Genomic DNA, 20,518 nt, shown 5'->3' on the forward strand with positions numbered 1-20,518 from the left:
CCGGCTCAGGAGTGCGGCGGTCTCAGCCGCAGTTGCAGCATCGCTTCGAACCTCGCCTCCGGGTCGTCGAGATAGATGTCCGCGACCAAGGCCAGCCGCTTGAGTCGGTAGCGGAAGGTGTTGGGGTGGATGTGTACGGCGGCAGCGGCCGCGGCCACGTCACCGAAGGTGCTCAGCCAGGCGTCCAGGGTCTCGGTGAGGGCCGTGTTGTGCTCGGCATCGTAGGCGGGCAGCCGTATGACGGGGCCGTCGGGCAGATCGTCCTCGGCTGCCATCCGGTCCGTCAGCTCCTCCAGCAGCGAGGCTGCGTAGACGTCCGCCAGCCGGGCGGCCCTGCGCCGGGTGCGGCCGGAGCCGAGGACCCGCAGCGCGCGGTCCGCGTCGGCGCGCGAGCGGCGCAGCTCCACCGGGCGGGCGGCGAGCCGGCCGACGCCGATGACGGCGGGCACCCGGCCGCCGATCCGGCCGAGGAACGCCTCTGCGACCCGCAGTCCCTGCTCGTCCGAAATGGTGGGCAGGACCGCGTGGGTGACTTGGCCGAGGGAGGCCGCGGCGGTGCGGGGGTGGATCGCGGCCAGGTGCAGAGCGAGCGCCTCGGCGACGCGGTGGCCCGCAGCCACCCGGTCGGGGTCGTACTGCTCGCCGGTCACCGCGAGCGCCAGTACGCAGGCGGGCTGCGCGGAAAGGCCGAGCCGGACGGCGGCCTGCGGTGCGTGCGTGCCGCCCTCCAGGACGGTGGCGAGCCTCGCCGGCTCGTCCAGGGGGTCCTGGATCAGCACCCCGGTGACGGTGCGGGCCGGGTCGGCCTCCCCGGCCACCACTTCGATCAGTGTCGACCCGAGATCGTTGAGGATCCGGCCGAGCACGGCCCGTGGCTGCTCCGTCATCATCACAAGGTAGTTGATCGGCGATCGCCCGCGGCGGGGGCGGACTGCGCGGGGCCGGGGCCTGTCATCGGCCGATCCATTCCGTCGATTCGGTCACCTCGGCCAGTTGCCCGGGGATCGGGGAGGTCCCGATGCCGGGTCCGCGGGGAACGTCGAGATGGCCGTCGCGCAGTGTGAACGGCTCGGTGATGTCGGTCCGGTAGTACCGGTCGGAGGCGGACGTGTCGCCGGGCAGGGTGAAGCCGGGCAGTGCGGCGAGGGCCACGTTGTCGGCGTGGCTGAGTGGCGAGAGTTCCGTCATCCGTGCCGGGTCGCCGATCTCGTGTTCGGTGATCAGGTGGCCCTCCTCCGAGGTGCCGGCCATGCTCTTCGGGTCGACCAGGACGCCGCCCGGGACGACGGCGGCGAACCGGTCGGTGCGGGTGGAGAGCCAGCAGCTCAGATAGCCGCCGTAGCTGTAGCCGGTGAGGGCGATCCGTTCCGGGTCGACGAGCCCCTCCTCGACCAGGGCGGCGACCGGCTGCAGGACGTCCTGTTCGTCCGTCTTCCCCCCAGGCGCCCACGGCGGCGGTGTAGAACGCCTCGCCGTAGCCGTCGCTGGCGCGGACGTTGAGCGCGAGGACCGTCCAGCCCCGCGAGGCCAGTTCCTGGTGGTAGAGGTGGACCGGGTCGGAGTGCGGGGCACAGGCGTTGTGCGGGCCGCCGTGCACATCGACCAGGAGCGGGCCGCCCGGCGGTGTGCCGGCGGCGCGGGTGATCATGCCGTGCACGACCTGCCGTCCGAGATGCCGAACTCGCGTTCGGTGACCGGGTGGAGGGTGATCTCCGGCAGCGACCGGGCCATGTGGCCGGTGAGCCACCCGGGCCGGTCCGGCTCCCTGTCGGCCCAGGCGTCCAGGTCCAGCAGCACGACCTCGCCGAAGCGCGTCGCGTCGCAGACCACGACCACCGCCCGCCCCGCCTTGCTGACGACCGAGCAGCCGCTGACGCCGGTGCCGGCGGGCAGCGGGGAGGCGCTGATCCCGTCCGCGCCCACCCGGTACAGCCGTGTCGCGCCCCGGTCGCGGGCGCAGAAGACGATGTCGTCGCCGTGGAACTGCGGGAGCGCGCCCGGGTATCCGGGGCCGCCGCCCATGACGTTGCGGTCCAGGGCGGCACTGAGCGACACCGGCGCGGAGCCGTCCAGCGGCTGGCGCAGCAGCTCCGAGTGGCCGACACCGAACGAGGCACGGCCGACGACGAGCAGCGCGGACCCGTCGGGAAACCAGCCCACCGGACCGGCCAGACCGTCGGCGGGCCCGACCCTGCGGGGCTCGGACGCGTTCTCCCCGACCCCGACGACATGGGCGGCCGAGGGGCCGAAGACGGCCACGTCCGGGGTGGTCTGCGCCGGGTAGGCGAGCCGGGTGCCGTGCCGGAGCCAGCCCCACGACGGCCTTGCCGAGGGTCGACTTCCCCGACCCGGACCCGCCCACCAGTCCGGTCACCGTGCCTTCCGGCACCAGCAGGCTTCACCAGGCTCTCCTCGCACAGCAGCGGCAGCAGCCGGGCCATCTGCACGATGAACGGTGCGGGCTTCGTGGTGGTGACGGTGACCGTCCGGGCCGCCTTGTCGGCCTCGGCCACAGCGGTGACGTACCTGGTCCCGCGGGCCCTTCTGTTCCTGGTCTCCGTGCCTGCGGTGCCGGCCATGGTCCACCTCCGAAGGAGCAGCACTCCGCCGCCGAGTGAAGGAACAGTAGGCAGCGCCGTACCGGCTCCGACTGGTCGCGCCGCACAAAAAGCGAGGCCCCCGACGGTGCGCCGCACCGAAGACGGACGCAAGGACCCGCTGATCGCGGACGGAGGAGTTCCGGCGGCGGGAAAACCGATCGCGGCGGATATCCACCACGTGAAAACGTCTGGCGCATGACTGCGCAGCACCAGATACGGGCCGACTACGACGCCCGGACGATCGTCGTCTATCAGGCGTACTCACCGGCGGTCGCCGGGCCGGCCCTGCGGGCGAACAGGTTCGTCCCGCCCTTCTCGTTCAACCGGATGACCTGGATCAAGCCGTCGTTCCGCTGGCTCATGCACCGCAGCAATTGGGCGCAGAAGCCGGGCCAGGAGCGGATTCTCGCGGTACGGATCACCCGGGCCGGCTGGGAGGAGGCGCTCTCGCAGGCGGTGCTGACGACAGCCGATCCGTCAGCTGTCTCCCAGGCTCCCGTGCACGTCCAGTGGGATCCCGAGCGCTCGCTGCGGGGAGCCGCGCTCAATCACTACAGCATCCAGGTCGGGGTGGGACGCGGTCTTATCCGTACGTTCGCCGAGGAGTGGGTCGTCGACATCGGCGACATCACGCCCAGGGTCCAGAAGATCGCGGCGCTCAGGCAGGGCGGCCGGAGCGCGCAGGCCCAGCGGCTGCTCCCGCCAGAGCGGATCTGCCCGGTGCCTCCGGCCGTGGCGAAGCGCCTCGGCATCGACTCGTAGGGCTACTGCATCACTTGGAGCGGGGTGTGTCCGAAGGACCGCTCGCAGGAGTAGACCTGCATGGTGTAGCCGCGCCCGATGGTGATCTGGGTGGGTTCCTGCGGCTGCGGGTGGACCACTCCGGGGGCTGCGGCCGCGGCTTCGTCCTCGACAGGACACCAATGCCGCTCGTTGTCCCATTCGCCGCTGTCGACGGTCAGGAGCGGGCGGACGGGCCCTGCGCAGTCCGGGCACTCCATGGGCCACGGATCGCTGAAGCTCCAGTTGCCCCAGCCGCCGAGCTTCCATCCGGGCGCCACGGACAGGGCGTCCTGGTACAGGTGGTCGCGCGGCTCCTCCCAGTCCCTGACGCGTCCGGCGAGTTCCTCGGTCAGTTCGTGCGGTGCCGGGTACTCGGTTACCTGTTCGGGGTGCAGGACGCAGGGAGCGGGCAGGTAGTTGTCGTCCCCGATCACCGACGGCCCGGGAGGCGTGGACAGCGGCGTACCGACCTCCGCGGCCAGCCGCCACACCAGCCGCACCCGCGGCAGGCAGTCCTCGTCGTGGTCGAAGGGACACCACAGCACCTGGAGCAGATCGGCCGCCTGCGGGCCCGGCCAGAGGCCGCCTCTCACCGTGCCCTCGGCGCCCTCTGCGCCCGGGAGGTCTCGTGCGTACAGCTGGGCGACCGCCAGCAGGGGAACCGGCCCGTCCTGCGGGATGCGCCGGCCGGTGCAGCCGACCCGGTCCACCACTTCGCGCTCCTGCGGGGTGAGGGTCAGGCTGTTTCCCTCCGCCCGTGCCCAGCCCGCGGTCAGGACACGGCGGCTGTCCCGCACCTCGTCGGGTACATAGCCGAGGTGCCACGGGCCCGCGTGCTCCGGGCAGGTGGGCCAGGGTTCGTCCCGTGGCCACAGCAACGGTCCTCCGACGGAGCTGTCCGAGACGGCCGGCTCCCCCGGGCGCGGGTGCAGCCGGACCGCCGTACGTGCCAGAGGGGCAAGTTCCGGGAACTCCTGGGTGATGTCCACCGGGCGAGGCGGCGTCGAACGAGGCATCGGAGCAGCGTAGTTGCCACTGCCCCGGCCCGGTCCACCGGCCCCCGTCCCGCCGAACGCCCCTACAGCGGTGGGTCGGTGAGGAGTTCGAGCAGCCAGCGCGCGCCTTGCGCGTCGCCGCCCCCGCCGGACGCGCCGGGGAAGATCCGTCCCCAGGAGCGGGCCCGTCCGATCGCCCCGAGCCGCCAGGTCAGGCTCAGCGCTCGCCGCAGCTCGGCCGGGGTACGGCCGTGGCCCGTCCACTGTTCCAGGTAGGCGTCGCGCAGCCGCGGCAGCGCCTCGGGCCCGAACCGCTCGCGGGCCGCGAGGGCGGGGACGAGGAAGCTGCAGAAGGGGTGGGCGACGGCCGCGTCGCCCCAGTCGAAGAACGTGAAACGGCCCGGCTCCGGCGTGAAGAGCTGGCCGTCGTGCAGGTCGGCGTGGTCGAGCGTGTCCGCGATACCCACTCCCGCGAGCTCCTCGCACCACTCGACGAGCCGGGGCCGCAGCTCGCCCAGGGCCCGGCGGTCGGCGGGCTCCAGTGCGGTGTTCCCGGCCACGATCCGGTCGAAGGCCGCCGGGAGGCCGGGTGTGCGTGCGCCAGGGACCCCGAGCCGTTCGAGCTCGTCGGTGTACGGAACGAGGGCGCGCTGCATCGCGGCGTACTGCCGCAGCGGTTCCTCCCAGGCCCTCGGATCGACTGCGGTACGGTCCGCCGCCGAGTCGAGAGCGTCGCGGAAGAGAGTGCCGCCGTCCGGCAGCAGTGACCGGCCCCGGTCCGCGTCGACGGCGAGCGGCCGCAGTACGTACCCGGGCACCCAGCGGGCCAGCGCCTCGGTCAGCCCCGCCTCGAAGGCGCTGGCGGGCGGGTTGGCCTTGAACCACACGGCTTCGCCGCCCGCGACGGACATCCGTACCAGCACGGACCACGGCCGCAGTCTCACCTTCCGTGGGCCGGTTTCGCGCAGCCCGTGCGCGGCGAGCCCGCGCTCCGCCCAGCCGAGGGCGTCCGCCCGCCAGTCCTCCCGCTCCCAGGGCGTCACCGCGTCCGGGTACCGCCCTCGGTCCACCGCCACCGCCGAATCGCTTCGCATCGCACCATCCCACCACCGGCCCGGCCCGGCCCTCATCCGGTTTTCCGGCGGTGGTGCGCGGCGGACAACCGGCCTACTGCCGCGTCCCTTGCGTGTCGATCATCGCCAGACCGTCGATCGCCGCCGGGGAGAGCAGTGACTCCTCCAAGCCCGACAGGGGCTTCCAGCTGACCGCCGAGGTGGAGTCGTCGGTCCTGGTGACCGCGAGCGGTCCCGGTTCGAGGTCGACCCGGTAGAAGAGCCCCACCAGGTGCCAGTTCACGCCGAGCCGGTGCGCGCTGTACGAGCGGGCGTCCACCAGTTGGGCGTCCAGGAGTCCGAGGCCGGTCTCCTCGTACAGTTCGCGTGCCAGCGCCTGACGCGGCTGCTCACCTGGATCGATGCCCCCGCCCGGCAGGTGCCACAGTCCGGGCGTGAAAACAGGTGAGCTGTCCGAGAGCTGGGTCAGCAGCAGCTGATGCTCCACGACAGCGATCGCATACGCCGATATTCGTGAACGTACGTCACTTCCCACGTGTGCCCTCCGGTCATCGGGGTCCACGGCTCCGACCGAGCCGTGCGGTCAATCCATCGATCATGCGGCGGGGCCTGGAGAGGGCGCCCGCCGGCTCTCCGCCTACCGGAGCTCCAGCGTTCCCCGGACGAATGCGGCCTGACCCGCGTGTTGCAGATCGTCCGAGATGACGCTGATCAGACGCACCCCGAGACTCACCGGCGGGGACCACGCCTCGTCGACGATGCGGTCCAGGGCCTTGTCGTCGAGCCCGCTCACGAAACCGAGGGTCTGTTCGTGGACGGCGTCGTGATAACCGAGCAGCAGCTCCGCCGAGCCCACCCGCACGGCCGCGACGTCCGCGCTGCTGTGTCCGTACCCGGTGGCCTCCTTCGCGAAGGGCAGATCGAAGCGGGAGGCCCAGTCCTCGGAGAACCAGACCTGCTCGACTCCGGCCGCGTCCGAGACGTGGTCGTCCTGGATCCGGGTGAGATGCCATACGAGCCAGCCGATGGAGTTCGCTCCGTCGTCGAGACGGGCATGGAGGTCGGCGCTCGAAAGGCCCTCGACCGCCGAGTGCACCGTCTCCCGGACGCGGGTGAACGCGTCGGTCAAAAGGTCAGCACTGTTCATGCCCTCACCCTCACCGCTGCGTGCCCGCTCCCCCGTTATCGACACGCGCCGGGCCCCGTCGTCCGCGTAGGGTGGCAGCATGCTTTGACGCCTGCCCGCAGACCGGGCACCACCGCCGCCTCCCTCGTACCCGACCGGTTCCGGACCCGACGAAGGAGCGACACATGAGTACTGCCCTGCCCATCGACGTCCCCGGCGCGTTCGCCGCGTCCTACAGCAAGAACGGCGGTGCGTCCGCCCGCACCTGGCTCGCCGCGCTCCCCGGGCTGGCCGACGACTTCCTGGACCGCTGGAGCCTGCGGCTGGACGGCCCCTCGGCACACGGCATGGCCTCTCTGGTACTGCCGGTGACCCGCGCGGACGGCACGCGCGCGGTGCTGAAGCTCCAGGAGGCCACCGAGGACAACATCGACGCGGCGCCGGGCCTGCGGGCGTGGAACGGCAACGGAGTGGTGCACCTGCTCGACCACGACCCGGACACCGGCACCATGCTGCTCGAACGGCTGGACAGCGCACGGCCGCTGTCGGCGGTGGCCGACGAGGCGGCCGCCGTGCAGATCCTCGCCGAACTGCTGGCACGTCTGGTCGTGGTGGACGCGCCTGCGGGCTTCCGGCGGCTGGCCGACATCGCGGCGGCCATGCTCGAAGAGGTGCCTCGCAGCCTGCCGATGCTGCACGACCCGGCCGAACGGCGGCTGGTGCGTACCTGCGCGTCGGCGGTGGCCGAACTCGTCGGCGAACCGGGCGACCGCCTGCTGCACTGGGACCTGCACTACGACAACGTCCTCGCCGGGCAGCGGGAACCCTGGCTGGCCATCGATCCGGAACCGCTGGCCGGCGACCCCGGCTTCGACCTGCTGCCGGCGCTGCACAACCGCTGGGACGACATCGTGGCGACGAGAGACGTGCCCCGCGCGGTGCTCCGCCGCTTCGACCTGCTGACCGAGGTGCTGGGCCTGGACCGGCAGCGGGCGACCGGCTGGACGCTGGGGCGTGTCCTGCAGAACGCGCTGTGGGACATCGAGGACGGCGAGAGGGCCCTGGATCCGGCCCAGACCGCCATCGCCGATGCCCTGTTGGCCCGGCCACGGCCTACGGCGGGGTGAGCGCCCGGCCCGCTGCGATCTGATCGGGGAGAGTGGGCGTCACCGGCTGGATCTCCAGAGTCGCCGCCGGCTGTGCAGGGAGAAGTGGGCCGCACCGGGCTGTGCTCCGCCCAGCACGGCGGTGGAGACGACTGCCCCGTCGGTCAACTCGCCTGTCGGCGTCGGCTGATCCGCACCTCGGCCGCGACGTCCTCTCCGGTCTCCGCCACCGACCGCAGCGGCCGTCTCCAGGGCCGTGCCGCAACCAGGCTGTGACACGGCCGTGGAGATGTCTCGGCAACCCGGTGGATCCGCCGCTGTTCATCGAAACCGTCCATGGAAGGATCTGCGAAGGGCAGGTCACCGCCCAGATCACTTCATGGGGTAGATGTCCCCACTCGCCATTCCGCTGACCTGCTCGCTCTCCGATTCGATCCTGCGGGCCTTCTCCTTCAGGCGCCGGCGCTCCTCGGGATCGGTGGCGCGCTCGGCTTCGGCCTCCAGGCCCTTCGCCTTGGCTCGCAGCTGCTGTACGCGATTGCGGAGCTCGTCCGACTCACTCATGATCACTCCTTGGATGTGCTGGCCCCCGACACGGAGCCGCCAGTCGTCCGTACGGTTCCCGGCCGGTGTGTGTCAGCCACGGGACCGATGCCATGGGCATCCGGACGCGGCCGTGTGCGGCCGGCGCCTGCAGGCGCCCAGGAAACCGAGGCCGATGCCCAGCATCCAGAAGTCCTTGGCCATCGGGATGCCGTTCTGGGTGGGGCGCAGGCTTCCGGACTCCCGCAGGCCGGGGACCCGCAGGTACAGACCGACCAGCCCCCCGGAGAACCCTGTCAGCGCCAGCCCGGCCAGCCTGGTCGGCACAAAAGGGGCGAGCAGCGTTCCGCCGACCGCGATCTCCGACCAGGCGAGCAGCCGGGTGAACCTCTCCGGCTCGATCTTCTTCAGGAAGGGATAGGCGACACAGGCCATGCCATGCAGGCCCTCGGCCGTCTCCGCGTCGGCCTTCAGCTTGCCCAGGCCGGAGTTCAGGATGAACGCGCCAGTGGCGAGGCGAGGGGGGACATCGCGTGGTTCGAGAGTCGTCATGGGAGCCTCCGTCCCGTTCCGGGCCCCTCGTCGAGCTTAGCCAGTGGGCGCCGGTGGCGCTTCACAAGAAGGGTGCCGGGCCGGGCGTGGTTCCGGATTCAATTGATTCGGTCGGCTGCGGGCTCCGCCGCCGCTGCCGCCGCGTTGCCCGTGACCGTGACTCGTGGTCTGCGAGGCGGTGCTCAGGCAGCTCCGGGAGGACGGATCGGTGACGGTGGGTAGGCTGCCCGTATGGGCGGCGCCCGCCTCGGTGCCGACCGGCCTGCCGTACGTCACCGTGATCCGCTGGCCGCAGCCCGCGGAGAGGTACGGCTCGATGAACCCCTGATCGGCATTCTTGAACCGGCCCGAGGCGGACGGCAGCCCGAGACTGCCGATGTGCGCCACCGGCGTCCCAACCGCGGTCTCGACGACGTCCCCGGTCATCAGCTGCGTCGCACCACTCACACCGGCCCGCTTGAGAACCAGGGAGTACATCGTCCCCGGTGTGTAGCGGAACCGGACCGCGCAGCTCACTCCGGCACCGCCATCGGCGCCGTAGGTGCAGTGGTCGCCCGTCGTCGTGGCATCGGCGTCGAAGGAGCTGAAGATCGCTTGGAGCACACGGTTCCCGTTCGCGTCCACGGGCTTCGGCTGGAAGCCCGCGTAGGGGCGGGTGCCGCTCTCCAGAGTGGTGTAGTAGGCGACTCGCCGTAGCGGCGACGTCGACTTCTGTTGAACGCGGAGCAACCTCGGAGGCACGACCGTCGTCTTGATCCACAACAAGGCGGCTCGCCACGGGCAACAGCCAGAACGAAAGCCACGAGCAGCAGCCACGTCCGACAGCCCAGACCGACCCCTCGCGGGTCCACCGGCCAGGCAACTATGCACGGAATGTATACATCAAGTGCATAGCAATCCCCTGCCCTGATCCGACCGCGCACGAAAGGCCCCCATGCACAGCAAGGCACTGGCGCCCGAGTACCAAGGCGCCCTCACCAAGATGTCGGTGAACTCCTCCCTCACAGACGTACTGGCAGAAGGAGTACGCCACTTGAGGGAGGCCGAACTGTCCGGTTCACAGGAGGAGGTGGCCCGGTGCGGGCTCGCCGTCGCCGAGGCGCACCGCCGGCTCGGCAACGTCGAGGAAGCCGATCGGGCCTGGAAGTCCAGCTACCGGTCCGCCCGCTCGGCCGGCGACCTCGGGGCGATGGCCTGGGCTCTCTGGAGCGGCGGGACCCTGGCCCGGCAGCGGGGTGAACTCAAGCTTGCCTTCCGGCTGTTGGGGCTGGCTGCCGACATGGGAAAGCGCGGCGGGGACATAGTCGCCCGCGGCTACTCCCTCGCCGGCCTCGCAGAGACCGGCCGGATCCAGGGGGACTACCGCACCGTTGCCGCGCTGCACGAGCAGTTGCTCGCCGAGGCACGGGCGCGCGGCGAGGCGCGTCACACCGTCTGGGCCCTGGAGGGCATCGCGCAGATCCACCGCAACACCGGCTCGCTCGACACCGCCCTGGCCATGTTCGAGGAGGCGGCCGAGCTCGCCGGCAACGCGGACGACCGGCGCGGCCGGGCGTGGGCCCTGCGCGGCATGGCCGACATCATCTCCTTGAGGGACGATCCGGAGCGTGCCCTTGCGCTGCTCGCGGAAGCCGAACTCACCTGCCGTGCGATGAATTTGTCCAGCGCGCTCGCCTACAACCACAAGATGCGCGCCAACGTCCTCTTCCGCGCCGAGCGTTACGAGGAGGCGCGCGCGATGTACGAGGAAGCGCTCGGGGAGTTCCGCGCCATGACCGAACCCCGGGGTGAGGCGCTGGCCCGGCTCGGACTCGTCAAATCGCTGGCCCGGCTCGGCCGCGACCGCGACGACACCGCGGCGGATCTGCACGAGCTGCGCCGCACCCTCAGCCGGATCGGCCTGCTCAACGCCCGGGACATGGTGGACAAGGCGTACGCCGAGCTCGGCGTGGCACCGGTCGACGGCGGCACGGACGAGGAGAGCGGACGACGATGACACCACCACCCGCAATCCGGCAGGCCGCGCCGCCGGAGGTGCTCGCCCGCTGCCGTGAGCAGGTGCGCCCGGCGCTCGCACAGGCCGTGCGTCGTCTGCATCCGTGGCACGCGGAAATGGCCGTGTTCTCCCTCGGGTGGGCCGCGACGGACGGCAGCCCCGGCCCGGGCTCACAGGGCAAGGGGGTCCGCCAGGCCCTCGCGCTGCTCAGCGCCGAGGCCGCCGGTGCACCGGCCGAGGACGCGGTCGTCGGAGCGGTCGCCGTGGAACTGATCCACGTCTTCTCGCTCCTGCACGACGACATCATGGACGGCGACGAGACCCGCCGACAGCGCGCCACCGTGTGGAAGGCGTACGGAACCGGCCCGGCGATCCTCGCGGGCGACGCGCTCTTCGCCCTGGCGGTGCAGACCCTGGCCGACGCACCCGGAAGACACAGTGCGGCGGCGGTCCGGCACCTTGCCGGGACACTGACCGAGCTGGTGCGCGGCCAGGCCGACGACCTGCTCTTCGAGTCCCGGCCCTGGCAGGGTCCCGAGGCGGTGCGGCCGCACGAGTACCGGTGGATGGCCGAGAACAAGACGGGGGCACTGCTCGGCTGCGCGGCCGGTCTGGGCGCCGTGCTGGCGGGTGCCCCGGACGCGACCGTCGACGCACTCTCCCGGGCGGGCCGGCATCTCGGGGTGGCGTTCCAGGCAGTGGACGATCTTCTGGGGGCATGGGGAGATCCCGAGGTCACGGGCAAGCCCGTGCACAGCGATCTGCGCCGGCTGAAGAAGACGTACCCCGTCTTGTCGGCGCTGGCGACGGACCACCCCGCCGCCCGTCGGCTCGCCCTGCTGCTGGGCACCGGAAACCCGCTCGACGACTCCGACGCCCGGCGGGCGGCCGAGCTCGTCGAGGAGGCCGGCGGACGCACCGCCACGCTGGCCGAAGCCCATCAGCAGCTGGACATCGCCCGCCGTGTTCTGGAGGCCGTTCCGCTCGCTCCGGCCGCGCTGGGCGAGATCCTCGCGCTCTTCCCGTACCTCATCGACCGCACGCGGTGACCCGGGCCCGGGTCACCGGCTCCTGACGCAGGGTTCGTGCCTCCCGGACGGTCGTTCACTCGGCGTCGTGGAAGACGAGGCCGAGGGTGCGGCGCCGGCCGGAGCGGACGGTGCTGACTCCGGAGGTGTCGCATGCCTGCACAGCCGCTCGACGACACGACGCTGCGGGAACTGGTCGCCGATGCCACCGCCGCCCCGTCGATGCACAACGCCCAGCCCTGGCGGTTCCGGTACCGGCAGGCCACGCGGACGCCCACGCTCCGGGCGGAGTTCGGCCGGGAGATGCCTGAGGCCGACCCGTCCACACGCGCCGTTCATGTGGGGTGCGGTGCGGCGCTGCTGAATCTCCGGGTCTCGGCGTCGCACCGGGGCCTCGACGCGGTGACCACGCTGCTTCCGGTTCCCGCCGATCCGGCCGTCGCGGCAACCGTCCGCCTGGCCGAGTGCTCCGGCGTACCCGGGGAGCCGGCGGATGCGGCCCTCGCCGCCCTGCATCCCGCGATCCGGAACCGTCACACCAGCCGCGCTCCGTTCGCCGACCGGGTCGTCCCCGACGACGTCCGCACGCGCCTCGTCGACGCGGCCCTCGTCGAGGGGGCCGACTTCGCCTTCCTGCCGCCGGAACACCTGGAAGCTGTGCTCGTGCTGATCCGGGAAGCCGAGGGGTTCGGCCTGAGCGACCCGGCGAGGGAGGCGGAGCAGCGCTACTGGACCCGGGACACAGAGGCGCAGGCACCGGTCGACGGCATCCCGGACTACGCCTTCGGCCCCACCGACATATCGGGCAGAGCAGTCCACCGGGACTTCGCGGGCACAGATGTCGTTCCGGGGCGGGCGCGCGCCCTGTTCGAGAGCAGGCCGCAGCTCGCCCTGCTCCGTACCGTGCGCGACCGCCCGGCCGACTGGCTGCGTGCCGGTCAGGCCCTGTAGCGCGTACTGCTCACCGCCGTGGTGCACGGGCTCGTCGCTTCGTTCGCCACGCAGCCCCTGGAATGGCCGGAACTCCGGCGCCTGCTGCGCGACCCGGCCCTCGGCACGGGGCACCCGCAGATGATCGTGCGCCTGGGGTACGGGCCCGAGGGGCCGCGCACGCCTCGCCGCCCCGTGGCCGAGGTGCTGGAGACCGAGCCCTGACGGTCGATGCCGACCGCATCGTGCTCGGGCAGCGCGAGACCGGGGCCACGAGCCTGTGGGAGATGAATCTGCGGTCCGGCGGGGAGCGGTTCCTGGCCCGGGTCGCCACCCCTGCGGGTCGGGGACCAACACGCTCCGCCTGGCCCACGTCGGCCAGCGCCCCGACAGCACCAGGTCCCGCGGGACGTGCGCCATCGGCCGCATCGGTCTGCGGCGCGCCGGTTGGTCGTGCCGTCCGGCTCGCGACGCCCGGCCCTTCAGCCGCTCGCCGGGGCGCGGGCGGCGATCGCGTCCAGCATCAGGTCCAGGGCGAAACGGAAGTTGGCGTCGTCGTCCACCGAGGCCAAGTAGGGGGCCGCCGCCGCGATATGGGGGTGGGTGGTGGCGGGGACCGCCGCGTACTCGCCGGACCAGGCGGACTCGTCGCCGCGGCGGGTGTGCGCGTCGAGCGTGGAGTAGGTGGCGTCCATGCACGACCAGGCCAGCAGGAAGTCCACCAGCGCCCGGTAGTGGCGCACCGCCTGTTCGGGCGGGAATCCCGCGTCGGACAGCGCGGTGAGCGTAATCTCGATGACCCGCATCTCGGCCGGGCGCCGTGTGACGCGTACCGTGGCGAGCACGGCGGCGCGCGGGTGCGAGAGATAGACCTTGTGCATGCGGATGAACAGTCTGCGCAGTGTCTGCCGCCAGTCGTCGGAGGGCTCAAACCCTTCGATGCTCGCCTCCAGCAGATGGTCCGCCACCGCCAGCAGCAGATCGTCCTTTTTTCGGAAGTGCCGGTAGAGCGCCGTGGGGTCGGCGCCCAGCTGGGCGCCGATCCGGCGGAACGTCAGGGCGTCGGCACCTTCGGTGTCCATAAGTTCGAGGCACGCCTCGACGATCAGCCGGGGACTGAGCGAAGGCCGAGGGCGGCCGGTGTCGGTACGCTTCCCTGTCGCCGCCTTCGCCGCCGCGGCCCGCTTTCCCGTACGTGACTCCACTGCGCACTCCCTCGCTCCGGTCGGCCCCATTGTGCCGTCAGCCGCGCCCTCGCACGTCATACCCTCGCCCATTCGGAGTCAACCACGTTGTCATCACCGTTGACTTTGGTGTCGCCTCCCTGCCACGCTGCCGCCACCCGCACCACGCCGCGGGACAGCGCGCCATGGCACGGCCCATCGCACCGCCCCGTTCAGAGGTCAAGGAGAAGCCCATGCCCGGTCACCCGCCCCCTTCCTCACCGGTCTCCGGCACCATGGCCTCGGGGACCCCGCCGCAAGCCCCCGCCGAGCTGCCAAAGGTTCTCGGAGTGCTGGACGGGGTCGTGCTCTCCCTGTCCAACATCAGCCCGACCTTCAGCATCGGCGTCGGCCTGGGCATCATCGGCGCCTCGGTGGGCGTGGGGATCCCGGCGGCCTTCCTGCTGGGGCTGCTGCCGATCCTGGGCATCGCCCTGGCCTACACCAAGCTGAACCAGCGCGAGGCCAACTGCGGCACGGCCTACGTGTGGGTGGGCAAGGCGGTCGGGCCGATGCCCGGGTACATGATCGGCTGGGTCACCGTCGTCACCCAGGTGCTGTTCCTGTCCTACGCCATCCCGCTGATGGGGCAGTACACACTGCTCGCGGCCGACTCGATGGGACTGCACCGGGTGGCGGGGGTGAGCCTGGCCGATGCCCCCGCGTTGGCATCGATAGCGTTCGGCCTGGTCCTCACCGTCGGACTCACCGCGTTGGCGATCCTCGGTGTCGATGTCGCCGCGCGCTTCCAACTCATGCTGATCAGCCTGGAGTTCATGGTGCTCCTCGCCGTCTGCATGTGGGCCGTCGTCGCCGGTCGCGCGGCCGACTTCGACCTCAGCTGGTTCTCACCGACGGTCTTCTCCTCGCCCTCGGTGATGGCGATGGGCATCCTGCTCGCGGTGTTCATGTACTGGGGCTGGGAGACCGCGTTCTCGGTGACGGAGGAGAACGCCGACGCACGCACCTCGGCACGGGCCGGCATGTGGTCGCTCGCGGCGGTGGCGGGGCTGTTCCTGCTCGCGGCCGTGGCCTTCCAGCGCGCCCTGACTCCCGAGGAACTCGTCGCCAACGGGGAGCGCGGTCTGCCCTACATCGGCCAAATGGCGGCCGGGGACGTCGGCCGGGCGGTGACCACCGTCGTCCTGCTGTGCTCCATCATCGCCTGCGTACAGTCCGTACTGATCGGCTCCGCACGCCAGACACTCGCGATGAGCCGGGACGGCGTGCTCGGCGCAGGCTGGGCCGCGGTGCACACCCGCCGCCGTACCCCGCATCTGTCGACCCTGCGGATCGCCGCGCTGTCGGCGGTGCTGGCCCTGCTGTCGGCCGGTCTGGGCAGCTTGCAGGACATCATCGTCGGATCCGTCACCTCCGTCGGCATCCTGATCTCCCTCTACTACGCCTTCGCCGCCCTGGCCTGCGCGATCACTTTTGCCCCGGACGCCCGGCGGGACCCGCGCATGCTGGTGGTCACGGTGCTGGTGCCGCTCGTGTGCGGGCTCGCGCTGCTCGGGCTCGGCTGCTACATGGTCTACAGCCTGTGGACGTCCTCCGAGCATTTCGCGTTCGCCGCCGACAACGGCCGCTTCCTGACTCTGGTGCCGGTGGTCATCCTCGTCACCGGAGTACCGGCCGCCCTGTGGGCCAAGTACGGGCGGCGCGCACCGTACTTCCACCGAGACCGTCCGTCCGCGCCCCGCCCTTCGAAGCCGCCCGTGCCCGCCGAGCGCGACACCGCACCGACCGCGTGACAGGCCGGCCCTGTGACGAGCCGGCCCCCTGACCCGTCCCACTGCACGGAACGGCCCCATGAACCAGCACCACGAGGAGTACCCCCGATGAGCCACGCAGATCTCGTCTTCACCTCAGGCTCCGTGATCACCATGGACCCCGCGCACACCGGCGCCACCGCCCTGGCGGTGACCGGTGAGCGGATCACCGCGGTCGGCGGCGATGAGGTACGCGAACTGATCGGTCCGGGCACCCGGGTCGTCGACCTGGCGGGGCGGGCGTTGCTGCCTGGCTTCCAGGACGCCCACGTCCACGCCGTGTTCGGCGGCCTGGAGCTGGGAACCTGCGACCTGACAGGAACGACGGACCCGGCCGAGTACCGCCACCGGATCGCGGACTACGCCGCCGCCCACCCCGAACGGCCCTGGATCACCGGCGGCGGCTGGTCGATGGAGAGCTTCCCCGGCGGCCTGCCGACCAGACAGATGCTCGACGAGATCGTGCCCGACCGGCCCGTACTGCTGGTCAACCGGGACCACCACGGCGCCTGGGCCAACACCCGGGCCCTGGAGCTGGCCGGGGTGACCGCCTCGACCGCCGACCCCGCCGACGGACGCGTCGAGCGCGAGGCCGACGGCACACCGTCGGGCATGCTGCAGGAGGGAGCCGTCGAACTCGTCGGCCGCGCCGCGCCCCGGCCCACCGTCCGGGACCTGGTCGACGGGCTGCTGCGGGCCCAGCGGCTGCTGCACTCGTACGGCATCACCGCCTGGCAGGACGCCCTGCTCGGCGAGTACGGCGGACACCCCGACGTCTCGGCCGCCTATGTCACGGCGGCCGGACGCGGCCTGCTCACCGCCCGGGTCAACGGCTCCCTGTGGTGGGACCGGGACGCCGGCGCCGAGCAGATCCCGCACCTCGTCGAACGCCGCAGGACCTTGCGTACGGGCCGCTTCCGCGCCGACACCGTCAAGATCATGCAGGACGGCATCGCCGAGAACCACACCGCGGCCATGACCGCCCCGTACAAGGACGCCTGCGGCTGCGCCACCGCCAATTCCGGCCTCAGCTTCGTCGACCCGGAGGCGCTGCGGGGGTACGTGACCGAACTCGACGCCCTGGACTTCCAGGTCCACTTCCACGCGCTGGGCGACCGGGCCGTCCGCGAGGCGCTCGACGCGGTCGAGGCGGCGCGGAAGACCAACGGGCCGCGCGGCAACCGCCACCACCTGGCCCACCTCCAGGTCGTCCACCCGGACGACGTAGGGCGCTTCGCACGGCTGGCGGCGGTCGCCAACCTCCAGCCGCTGTGGGCGGCGCACGAGCCGCAGCTGGACGAGCTCACCACCCCGTTCCTCGGCGACGAGCTCGCGGCATGGCAGTACCCCTTCGGCGACCTGCACGGCGCCGGTGCCCCGCTGGCCGCCGGAAGCGACTGGCCCGTCAGCTCCGCCGATCCCCTGAAGGGCATCCACGTGGCGGTCAACCGGATCGTTCCCGGCGGCGACATGCCGCCGTTCCTCCCCCACCAGCGGCTCGACCTGACGGCTGCCCTGCGCGCGTACACATCGGGCTCCGCATACGTCAACCAGCTCGACGACACCGGCGTTCTGCGGGCGGGCCATCTCGCGGACCTGATCGTGCTCGACCGCGACCCCCACTCCGTGGATCCGGCCGAACTGGCCTCGCTGCACGTCGAGGCCACCTATGTCGGCGGGCAGCAGGTCTTCGGCGCCGCTGCCGGGGAGTGACCGGCGCGGCGGGGCAGGTGTGAGGGTCGAGGAGCAAGGCTGTCCGGTGCCGCCTCGCTCCTCGCCCCGTCACAGCCCGGCGTCGCGGTGGGTGGTGCGACCGTCCACCAATGCGCCGCCGCCTTGCCGCACCCGCTCGCCGGCCGCGCTGACCACCCGTATCCGGCCGGCCGTCGACCGGACGGACGCGATACGCTCGATCTGTAGGCAGGCGTCCCGACTACGGAGGCTGCCATGAAGGAGAACATCGAGTACCCGACTCCGTCGCAGGCCGAGGGCGAGAGGCTGGACGAGGACAGGGATCCGGCCGAGGAGCGCCACCCCGCCACCATGCGCACCCAGCCGTCCCAGGCGGAGGGTGAGCGCCGCGCGGAGGATGAGGAGACCTGACGCGGGCCGCGCACCGGACCGTGGCCGTCCCCGGGCCGGCGCGCGGGGTGTTCCGCATTCCCGGCGGAACATCCTCCCGCCGCTGCGGCACGATCAACGGCTGTGGTCATACACCTTGATCCAGCCGTTCTGTATCCCGATGTCGCGGCGCGGGCAGCCTCGCCGCGGCGCTGCAGGCCGTAGCGGAAGACGGCGGCTTCTCCGTCGTTGCGACGCCCTCGTCCACCGACCCGTTGTCCCATGCCCGAGCCGCGAGCGGGCTGCCGTACCGCAAGGCTCTGGTCGTCAGCGCGTGGGCGGTCGAGCAACGGTGGTCGATTCGCGGTGAGGAGCCGTTCGAGGACAGCACGCTCGTCCGAGGCGACACCGACGACTTGGCGCAGGTCGCGCGGGCCGTGCAGGGATGGCAGGACGGGGCGGCATCGAGCGACATCCGGGGCGATACCGGCCAGGCCTGCACGGTCAGCAAGGGGTTCATGGGCGGGGACCCGCTGGCCGAGGCCGCGACGGCAGCGGAGGCCGCGGCGGCCGCGGTACGCCATCTGCCCGTCGGTCCCGGCCCTGTCACGTACGGAGCGCCCCCGGACAAGAAGCGGAGCGGATCCGCTTCGTGAGCTCCGCGGCCGTCGTCCCCGAGGCCGTCGAGGCTTGGAGTGCCGTCATTCACGGTCTCCGGAGACACCGTCCATAGCCTCCTCCCCGCCCCGAGCCATGGACCCGAGGTCGCCTTCGAGGACGGTCTGGATGATCTGGGGCCGGTCCCAAAGGGCCAGCAGTTCGTTGGCCAAGCCCACAATGGGCAGCGGGTCCCGGGTGCCGTGCACCGTGATGGCTGCGGCCGACAGGCTGCGCGGGACGGCTCCCGCGTCGAGCAGGACACGCCATTCCTCCGGGCCGAGCTCCAGGAACTCCAGTGCGGTGAGGCCGGCGATCTCCAGAGGGTCGGCGAGCGTGCCGGGGTAGGCGGCCAGGGTCCGCAGACGGGGCAGCTCCATGACCGGGGAGAGGCTGAGCGGCTCGGCCTCCCACACACCGACGGACAGGACCTCCAGACCGGGGTGAGCGGCGGCCTCGATGCTCGGCAGGCTCCGGATGTTGACATGGGCCACGGCGGGGGGCCGGTCTCCGTCCGAACCAGCACGTCGCCCGCTGCGCCGCCCCATCACGAGGTCGGTGAGCGAGTCCGCGACCAGGCAGGCGCCGATGTTCTCCTCGTGGCTGAGGATGATGATCTGCCCCGTGTGCCCACGCGGGCCGGGTGTCAGATCGACCGCCAGCCGGTCGCCGCCGCCGTTGTCCCCGAAGACGATCCAGCCGGGCGAGCCGACCACGCCCTGCACCGCCGCGTCGGGCGGGGTGACGACCGCCTCCATCGCCGCGAACTTCCAGAGACAGTGGCGGGACGACGCCTCCGCGATGTACAGGTCCTCCAGGGCGAAGAGCTCGCAGCCGACCGCCTTGCATTCCCGTTCCGCCGCTGTGTGGTCGTCGACCCGGTCCTCCCACCGTGCCCGTGTCACCCGGTAGAGCGCCTTGAGCTCCTCGGGCAGGGTGATGCCGAGTCGGGCTTCCGCGGCGGCGATCTCCGTCTCCGTCGCGCCGACGGCTTCAGGCAGTCGCTCACGGAGGGTCCGCTCCAGCAGCACCGGATCCGCCGAGGGGGCCGGCACCGCCCCGGGCGCCGGGTCCGGAAGACGGAGCCAGGGCCGGGGAACGGCGTCCTCGACCAGGATGAGCGTCCCCGGGTGCGGGCTGCCGAGGCCCGGCTCCACCGCGGGGCTCGTCCCGAAGAGCCGGAGCTCGGTCTTCCCGGCCGGTGATATCTCCGCCGTGAACGTGACGTCATCGACACCGGTGTCCGCCAGTACGCGCCGCACCCGCTCCACCGCCTTCATCTCGTCCCGCATTCCATCGGCCAGAAAGGCCCGACCGAACCCGGGCGACTGTCGTTGCCGGGGCAGGCTCCAGCTCCCCCGGCCGACACGTCCCGCGACTCGGATGGAATGGGCAGCCTGCTCCTCTCCGCCGTCCCGCAGGAATCGCAGCACGGGCGTCCACGTCGCGAAGTCGTACAGCAACGAGGAGCGAGATCTCTGATCAACCATGCGCAGACCCTACGCGCGGCCACTGACAACGGAGTTCGACCTACCTCGCACAACTGCGCCGACGCCTACAGAACCCCGGGTGACGTGGTCAGCGCCTCCTGTGCAGCGGACACGAAGGCGAGCTTGGCGCGCTGGATGCTGTCGGGCGCCTCGTGGCGGCGCAGGCGGTCGACGACTTCCTGTGCGGCCTCGGCGACCCCGGCCGGTCCCTCCAGGACGACTTCACCCAGTGCGGTCTCCAGCAGGGTGTCGTCGTCTCCCCGCACCCGCCCCGTCCGCTCGATCCGGATTCTCGACTCCGCCGCTCCGAGGAATGCCACATAGGTCCGGCGCCGGATGTCGAGCACGCGCACGGCCGCCTGCTCCCGAAGAGTCATCCGTACTGTTTCGAGCAGCGCGTCGGCCTGACGGTCACCGGCCTGACGCGCCGCCTCGGCCTGCCGCAGTCCGGCGCTGCGGGTGTACCAACCGGTAGCGACACTCCCCGCGATGGCTGCTCCCGCAGCGATCAGCGCGATCCCCAAGTCACTCATGCCGCCATCCTCCCGAACAGCCGCCGACCCGCGCCGCACGCTTGCCGAAT

23 protein-coding genes are annotated in these 20,518 nt (G+C 71.8%); 10 read left to right on the forward strand and 13 right to left on the reverse strand.

Features of this window, described 5'->3' with window-relative positions; all coding sequences use genetic code 11:
- Positions 1-5: 5 nt before the first annotated feature.
- The 3 genes from ACIRJP_RS05245 to ACIRJP_RS05255 form a co-directional block, all read right to left on the reverse strand.
- On the reverse strand, positions 6-887 hold the full coding sequence (locus tag ACIRJP_RS05245; RefSeq protein ID WP_404168318.1) for a PucR family transcriptional regulator: 882 nt from the start codon (positions 885-887) through the stop codon (positions 6-8).
- A 64-nt stretch (positions 888-951) separates the two neighbouring features.
- Entirely contained in the window at positions 952-1,599 is a 648-nt protein-coding gene (locus ACIRJP_RS05250; protein WP_404168320.1) for a prolyl oligopeptidase family serine peptidase, read from the reverse strand.
- Between the two features lie 45 nt (positions 1,600-1,644).
- Positions 1,645-2,259 carry a hypothetical protein gene (locus ACIRJP_RS05255; RefSeq protein ID WP_404168322.1) on the reverse strand — a complete coding sequence of 205 codons (615 nt, stop codon included), beginning with the start codon at positions 2,257-2,259 and terminating at the stop codon, positions 1,645-1,647.
- Positions 2,260-2,795: 536 nt separating this feature from the next.
- Here ACIRJP_RS05255 and ACIRJP_RS05260 point away from each other — a divergent pair.
- The gene (locus ACIRJP_RS05260) at positions 2,796-3,362 is read left to right on the forward strand and encodes a DUF4291 domain-containing protein (RefSeq protein WP_404168324.1); all 567 of its coding nucleotides are present in this window, start codon (positions 2,796-2,798) and stop codon (positions 3,360-3,362) included.
- Positions 3,363-3,364: 2 nt separating this feature from the next.
- Here the strand turns inward: ACIRJP_RS05260 and ACIRJP_RS05265 are convergent, their stop codons facing one another.
- The 4 genes from ACIRJP_RS05265 to ACIRJP_RS05280 form a co-directional block, all read right to left on the reverse strand.
- Positions 3,365-4,399: a hypothetical protein gene (locus ACIRJP_RS05265; protein ID WP_404168326.1), complete on the reverse strand. Its 1,035-nt coding sequence runs from the start codon at positions 4,397-4,399 to the stop codon at positions 3,365-3,367.
- Positions 4,400-4,461: 62 nt separating this feature from the next.
- Complete coding sequence (locus ACIRJP_RS05270) at positions 4,462-5,472, reverse strand: phosphotransferase (protein WP_404168328.1); 1,011 nt, start codon at positions 5,470-5,472, stop codon at positions 4,462-4,464.
- Between the two features lie 73 nt (positions 5,473-5,545).
- Entirely contained in the window at positions 5,546-6,013 is a 468-nt protein-coding gene (locus ACIRJP_RS05275) for an NUDIX hydrolase (protein WP_404168330.1), read from the reverse strand.
- A gap of 75 nt (positions 6,014-6,088) precedes the next feature.
- Positions 6,089-6,598, reverse strand: coding sequence for a DUF664 domain-containing protein (locus ACIRJP_RS05280; RefSeq protein ID WP_404168332.1), 510 nt, complete (start codon positions 6,596-6,598; stop codon positions 6,089-6,091).
- A gap of 164 nt (positions 6,599-6,762) precedes the next feature.
- Here ACIRJP_RS05280 and ACIRJP_RS05285 point away from each other — a divergent pair, with 164 nt between their 5' ends.
- A complete protein-coding gene (locus ACIRJP_RS05285; protein WP_404168334.1) occupies positions 6,763-7,704 on the forward strand; it encodes an aminoglycoside phosphotransferase family protein in 942 nt (313 codons plus the stop codon).
- 351 nt (positions 7,705-8,055) lie between these two features.
- Here the strand turns inward: ACIRJP_RS05285 and ACIRJP_RS05290 are convergent, their stop codons facing one another.
- The 3 genes from ACIRJP_RS05290 to ACIRJP_RS05300 form a co-directional block, all read right to left on the reverse strand.
- Entirely contained in the window at positions 8,056-8,247 is a 192-nt protein-coding gene (locus ACIRJP_RS05290; RefSeq protein ID WP_404168336.1) for a DUF6381 family protein, read from the reverse strand.
- Between the two features lie 72 nt (positions 8,248-8,319).
- Positions 8,320-8,778, reverse strand: coding sequence for a hypothetical protein (locus ACIRJP_RS05295; RefSeq protein WP_404168338.1), 459 nt, complete (start codon positions 8,776-8,778; stop codon positions 8,320-8,322).
- Between the two features lie 36 nt (positions 8,779-8,814).
- Positions 8,815-9,507: a hypothetical protein gene (locus ACIRJP_RS05300; protein ID WP_404168340.1), complete on the reverse strand. Its 693-nt coding sequence runs from the start codon at positions 9,505-9,507 to the stop codon at positions 8,815-8,817.
- Between the two features lie 205 nt (positions 9,508-9,712).
- On the opposite strand from ACIRJP_RS05300, the gene ACIRJP_RS05305 reads away from it, so the two are divergent.
- The 4 genes from ACIRJP_RS05305 to ACIRJP_RS05320 all read left to right on the forward strand — a co-directional run bounded on the left by ACIRJP_RS05305 (position 9,713) and on the right by ACIRJP_RS05320 (position 12,957).
- A complete protein-coding gene (locus ACIRJP_RS05305) occupies positions 9,713-10,774 on the forward strand; it encodes a tetratricopeptide repeat protein (protein WP_404168342.1) in 1,062 nt (353 codons plus the stop codon).
- The gene (locus ACIRJP_RS05310; RefSeq protein WP_404168344.1) at positions 10,771-11,823 is read left to right on the forward strand and encodes a polyprenyl synthetase family protein; all 1,053 of its coding nucleotides are present in this window, start codon (positions 10,771-10,773) and stop codon (positions 11,821-11,823) included. Before ACIRJP_RS05305 ends, ACIRJP_RS05310 begins: the two co-directional genes overlap by 4 nt.
- A gap of 132 nt (positions 11,824-11,955) precedes the next feature.
- Complete coding sequence (locus tag ACIRJP_RS05315) at positions 11,956-12,753, forward strand: Acg family FMN-binding oxidoreductase (protein WP_404168346.1); 798 nt, start codon at positions 11,956-11,958, stop codon at positions 12,751-12,753.
- An 18-nt stretch (positions 12,754-12,771) separates the two neighbouring features.
- The gene (locus ACIRJP_RS05320) at positions 12,772-12,957 is read left to right on the forward strand and encodes a hypothetical protein (RefSeq protein ID WP_404168348.1); all 186 of its coding nucleotides are present in this window, start codon (positions 12,772-12,774) and stop codon (positions 12,955-12,957) included.
- A gap of 257 nt (positions 12,958-13,214) precedes the next feature.
- Here ACIRJP_RS05320 and ACIRJP_RS05325 read toward each other — a convergent pair whose 3' ends face one another.
- Positions 13,215-13,937 (reverse strand): TetR/AcrR family transcriptional regulator, encoded by a 723-nt coding sequence (locus tag ACIRJP_RS05325; RefSeq protein ID WP_404168350.1) that lies wholly within the window; start codon positions 13,935-13,937, stop codon positions 13,215-13,217.
- Positions 13,938-14,149: 212 nt separating this feature from the next.
- Between ACIRJP_RS05325 and ACIRJP_RS05330 the strand changes: the two genes are divergently transcribed.
- The 4 genes from ACIRJP_RS05330 (at position 14,150) to ACIRJP_RS05345 (ending at position 18,444) form a co-directional block, all read left to right on the forward strand.
- On the forward strand, positions 14,150-15,709 hold the full coding sequence (locus ACIRJP_RS05330; protein ID WP_404168352.1) for an APC family permease: 1,560 nt from the start codon (positions 14,150-14,152) through the stop codon (positions 15,707-15,709).
- A gap of 87 nt (positions 15,710-15,796) precedes the next feature.
- Entirely contained in the window at positions 15,797-17,440 is a 1,644-nt protein-coding gene (locus ACIRJP_RS05335; RefSeq protein ID WP_404168354.1) for an amidohydrolase, read from the forward strand.
- A 234-nt stretch (positions 17,441-17,674) separates the two neighbouring features.
- Positions 17,675-17,830 (forward strand): hypothetical protein, encoded by a 156-nt coding sequence (locus tag ACIRJP_RS05340; RefSeq protein WP_266727286.1) that lies wholly within the window; start codon positions 17,675-17,677, stop codon positions 17,828-17,830.
- Positions 17,831-18,063: 233 nt separating this feature from the next.
- Complete coding sequence (locus ACIRJP_RS05345; protein WP_404168356.1) at positions 18,064-18,444, forward strand: DUF6193 family natural product biosynthesis protein; 381 nt, start codon at positions 18,064-18,066, stop codon at positions 18,442-18,444.
- 45 nt (positions 18,445-18,489) lie between these two features.
- Here the strand turns inward: ACIRJP_RS05345 and ACIRJP_RS05350 are convergent, their stop codons facing one another.
- Positions 18,490-19,935 carry an SMI1/KNR4 family protein gene (locus ACIRJP_RS05350; protein WP_404168358.1) on the reverse strand — a complete coding sequence of 482 codons (1,446 nt, stop codon included), beginning with the start codon at positions 19,933-19,935 and terminating at the stop codon, positions 18,490-18,492.
- A 65-nt stretch (positions 19,936-20,000) separates the two neighbouring features.
- Complete coding sequence (locus ACIRJP_RS05355; RefSeq protein ID WP_404168360.1) at positions 20,001-20,468, reverse strand: hypothetical protein; 468 nt, start codon at positions 20,466-20,468, stop codon at positions 20,001-20,003.
- Between the last annotated feature and the right edge of the window lie 50 nt (positions 20,469-20,518).

The organism is Streptomyces sp. NPDC102437 (genome assembly GCF_044765565.1).
Taxonomy (GTDB): Bacteria; Actinomycetota; Actinomycetes; order Streptomycetales; family Streptomycetaceae; genus Streptomyces.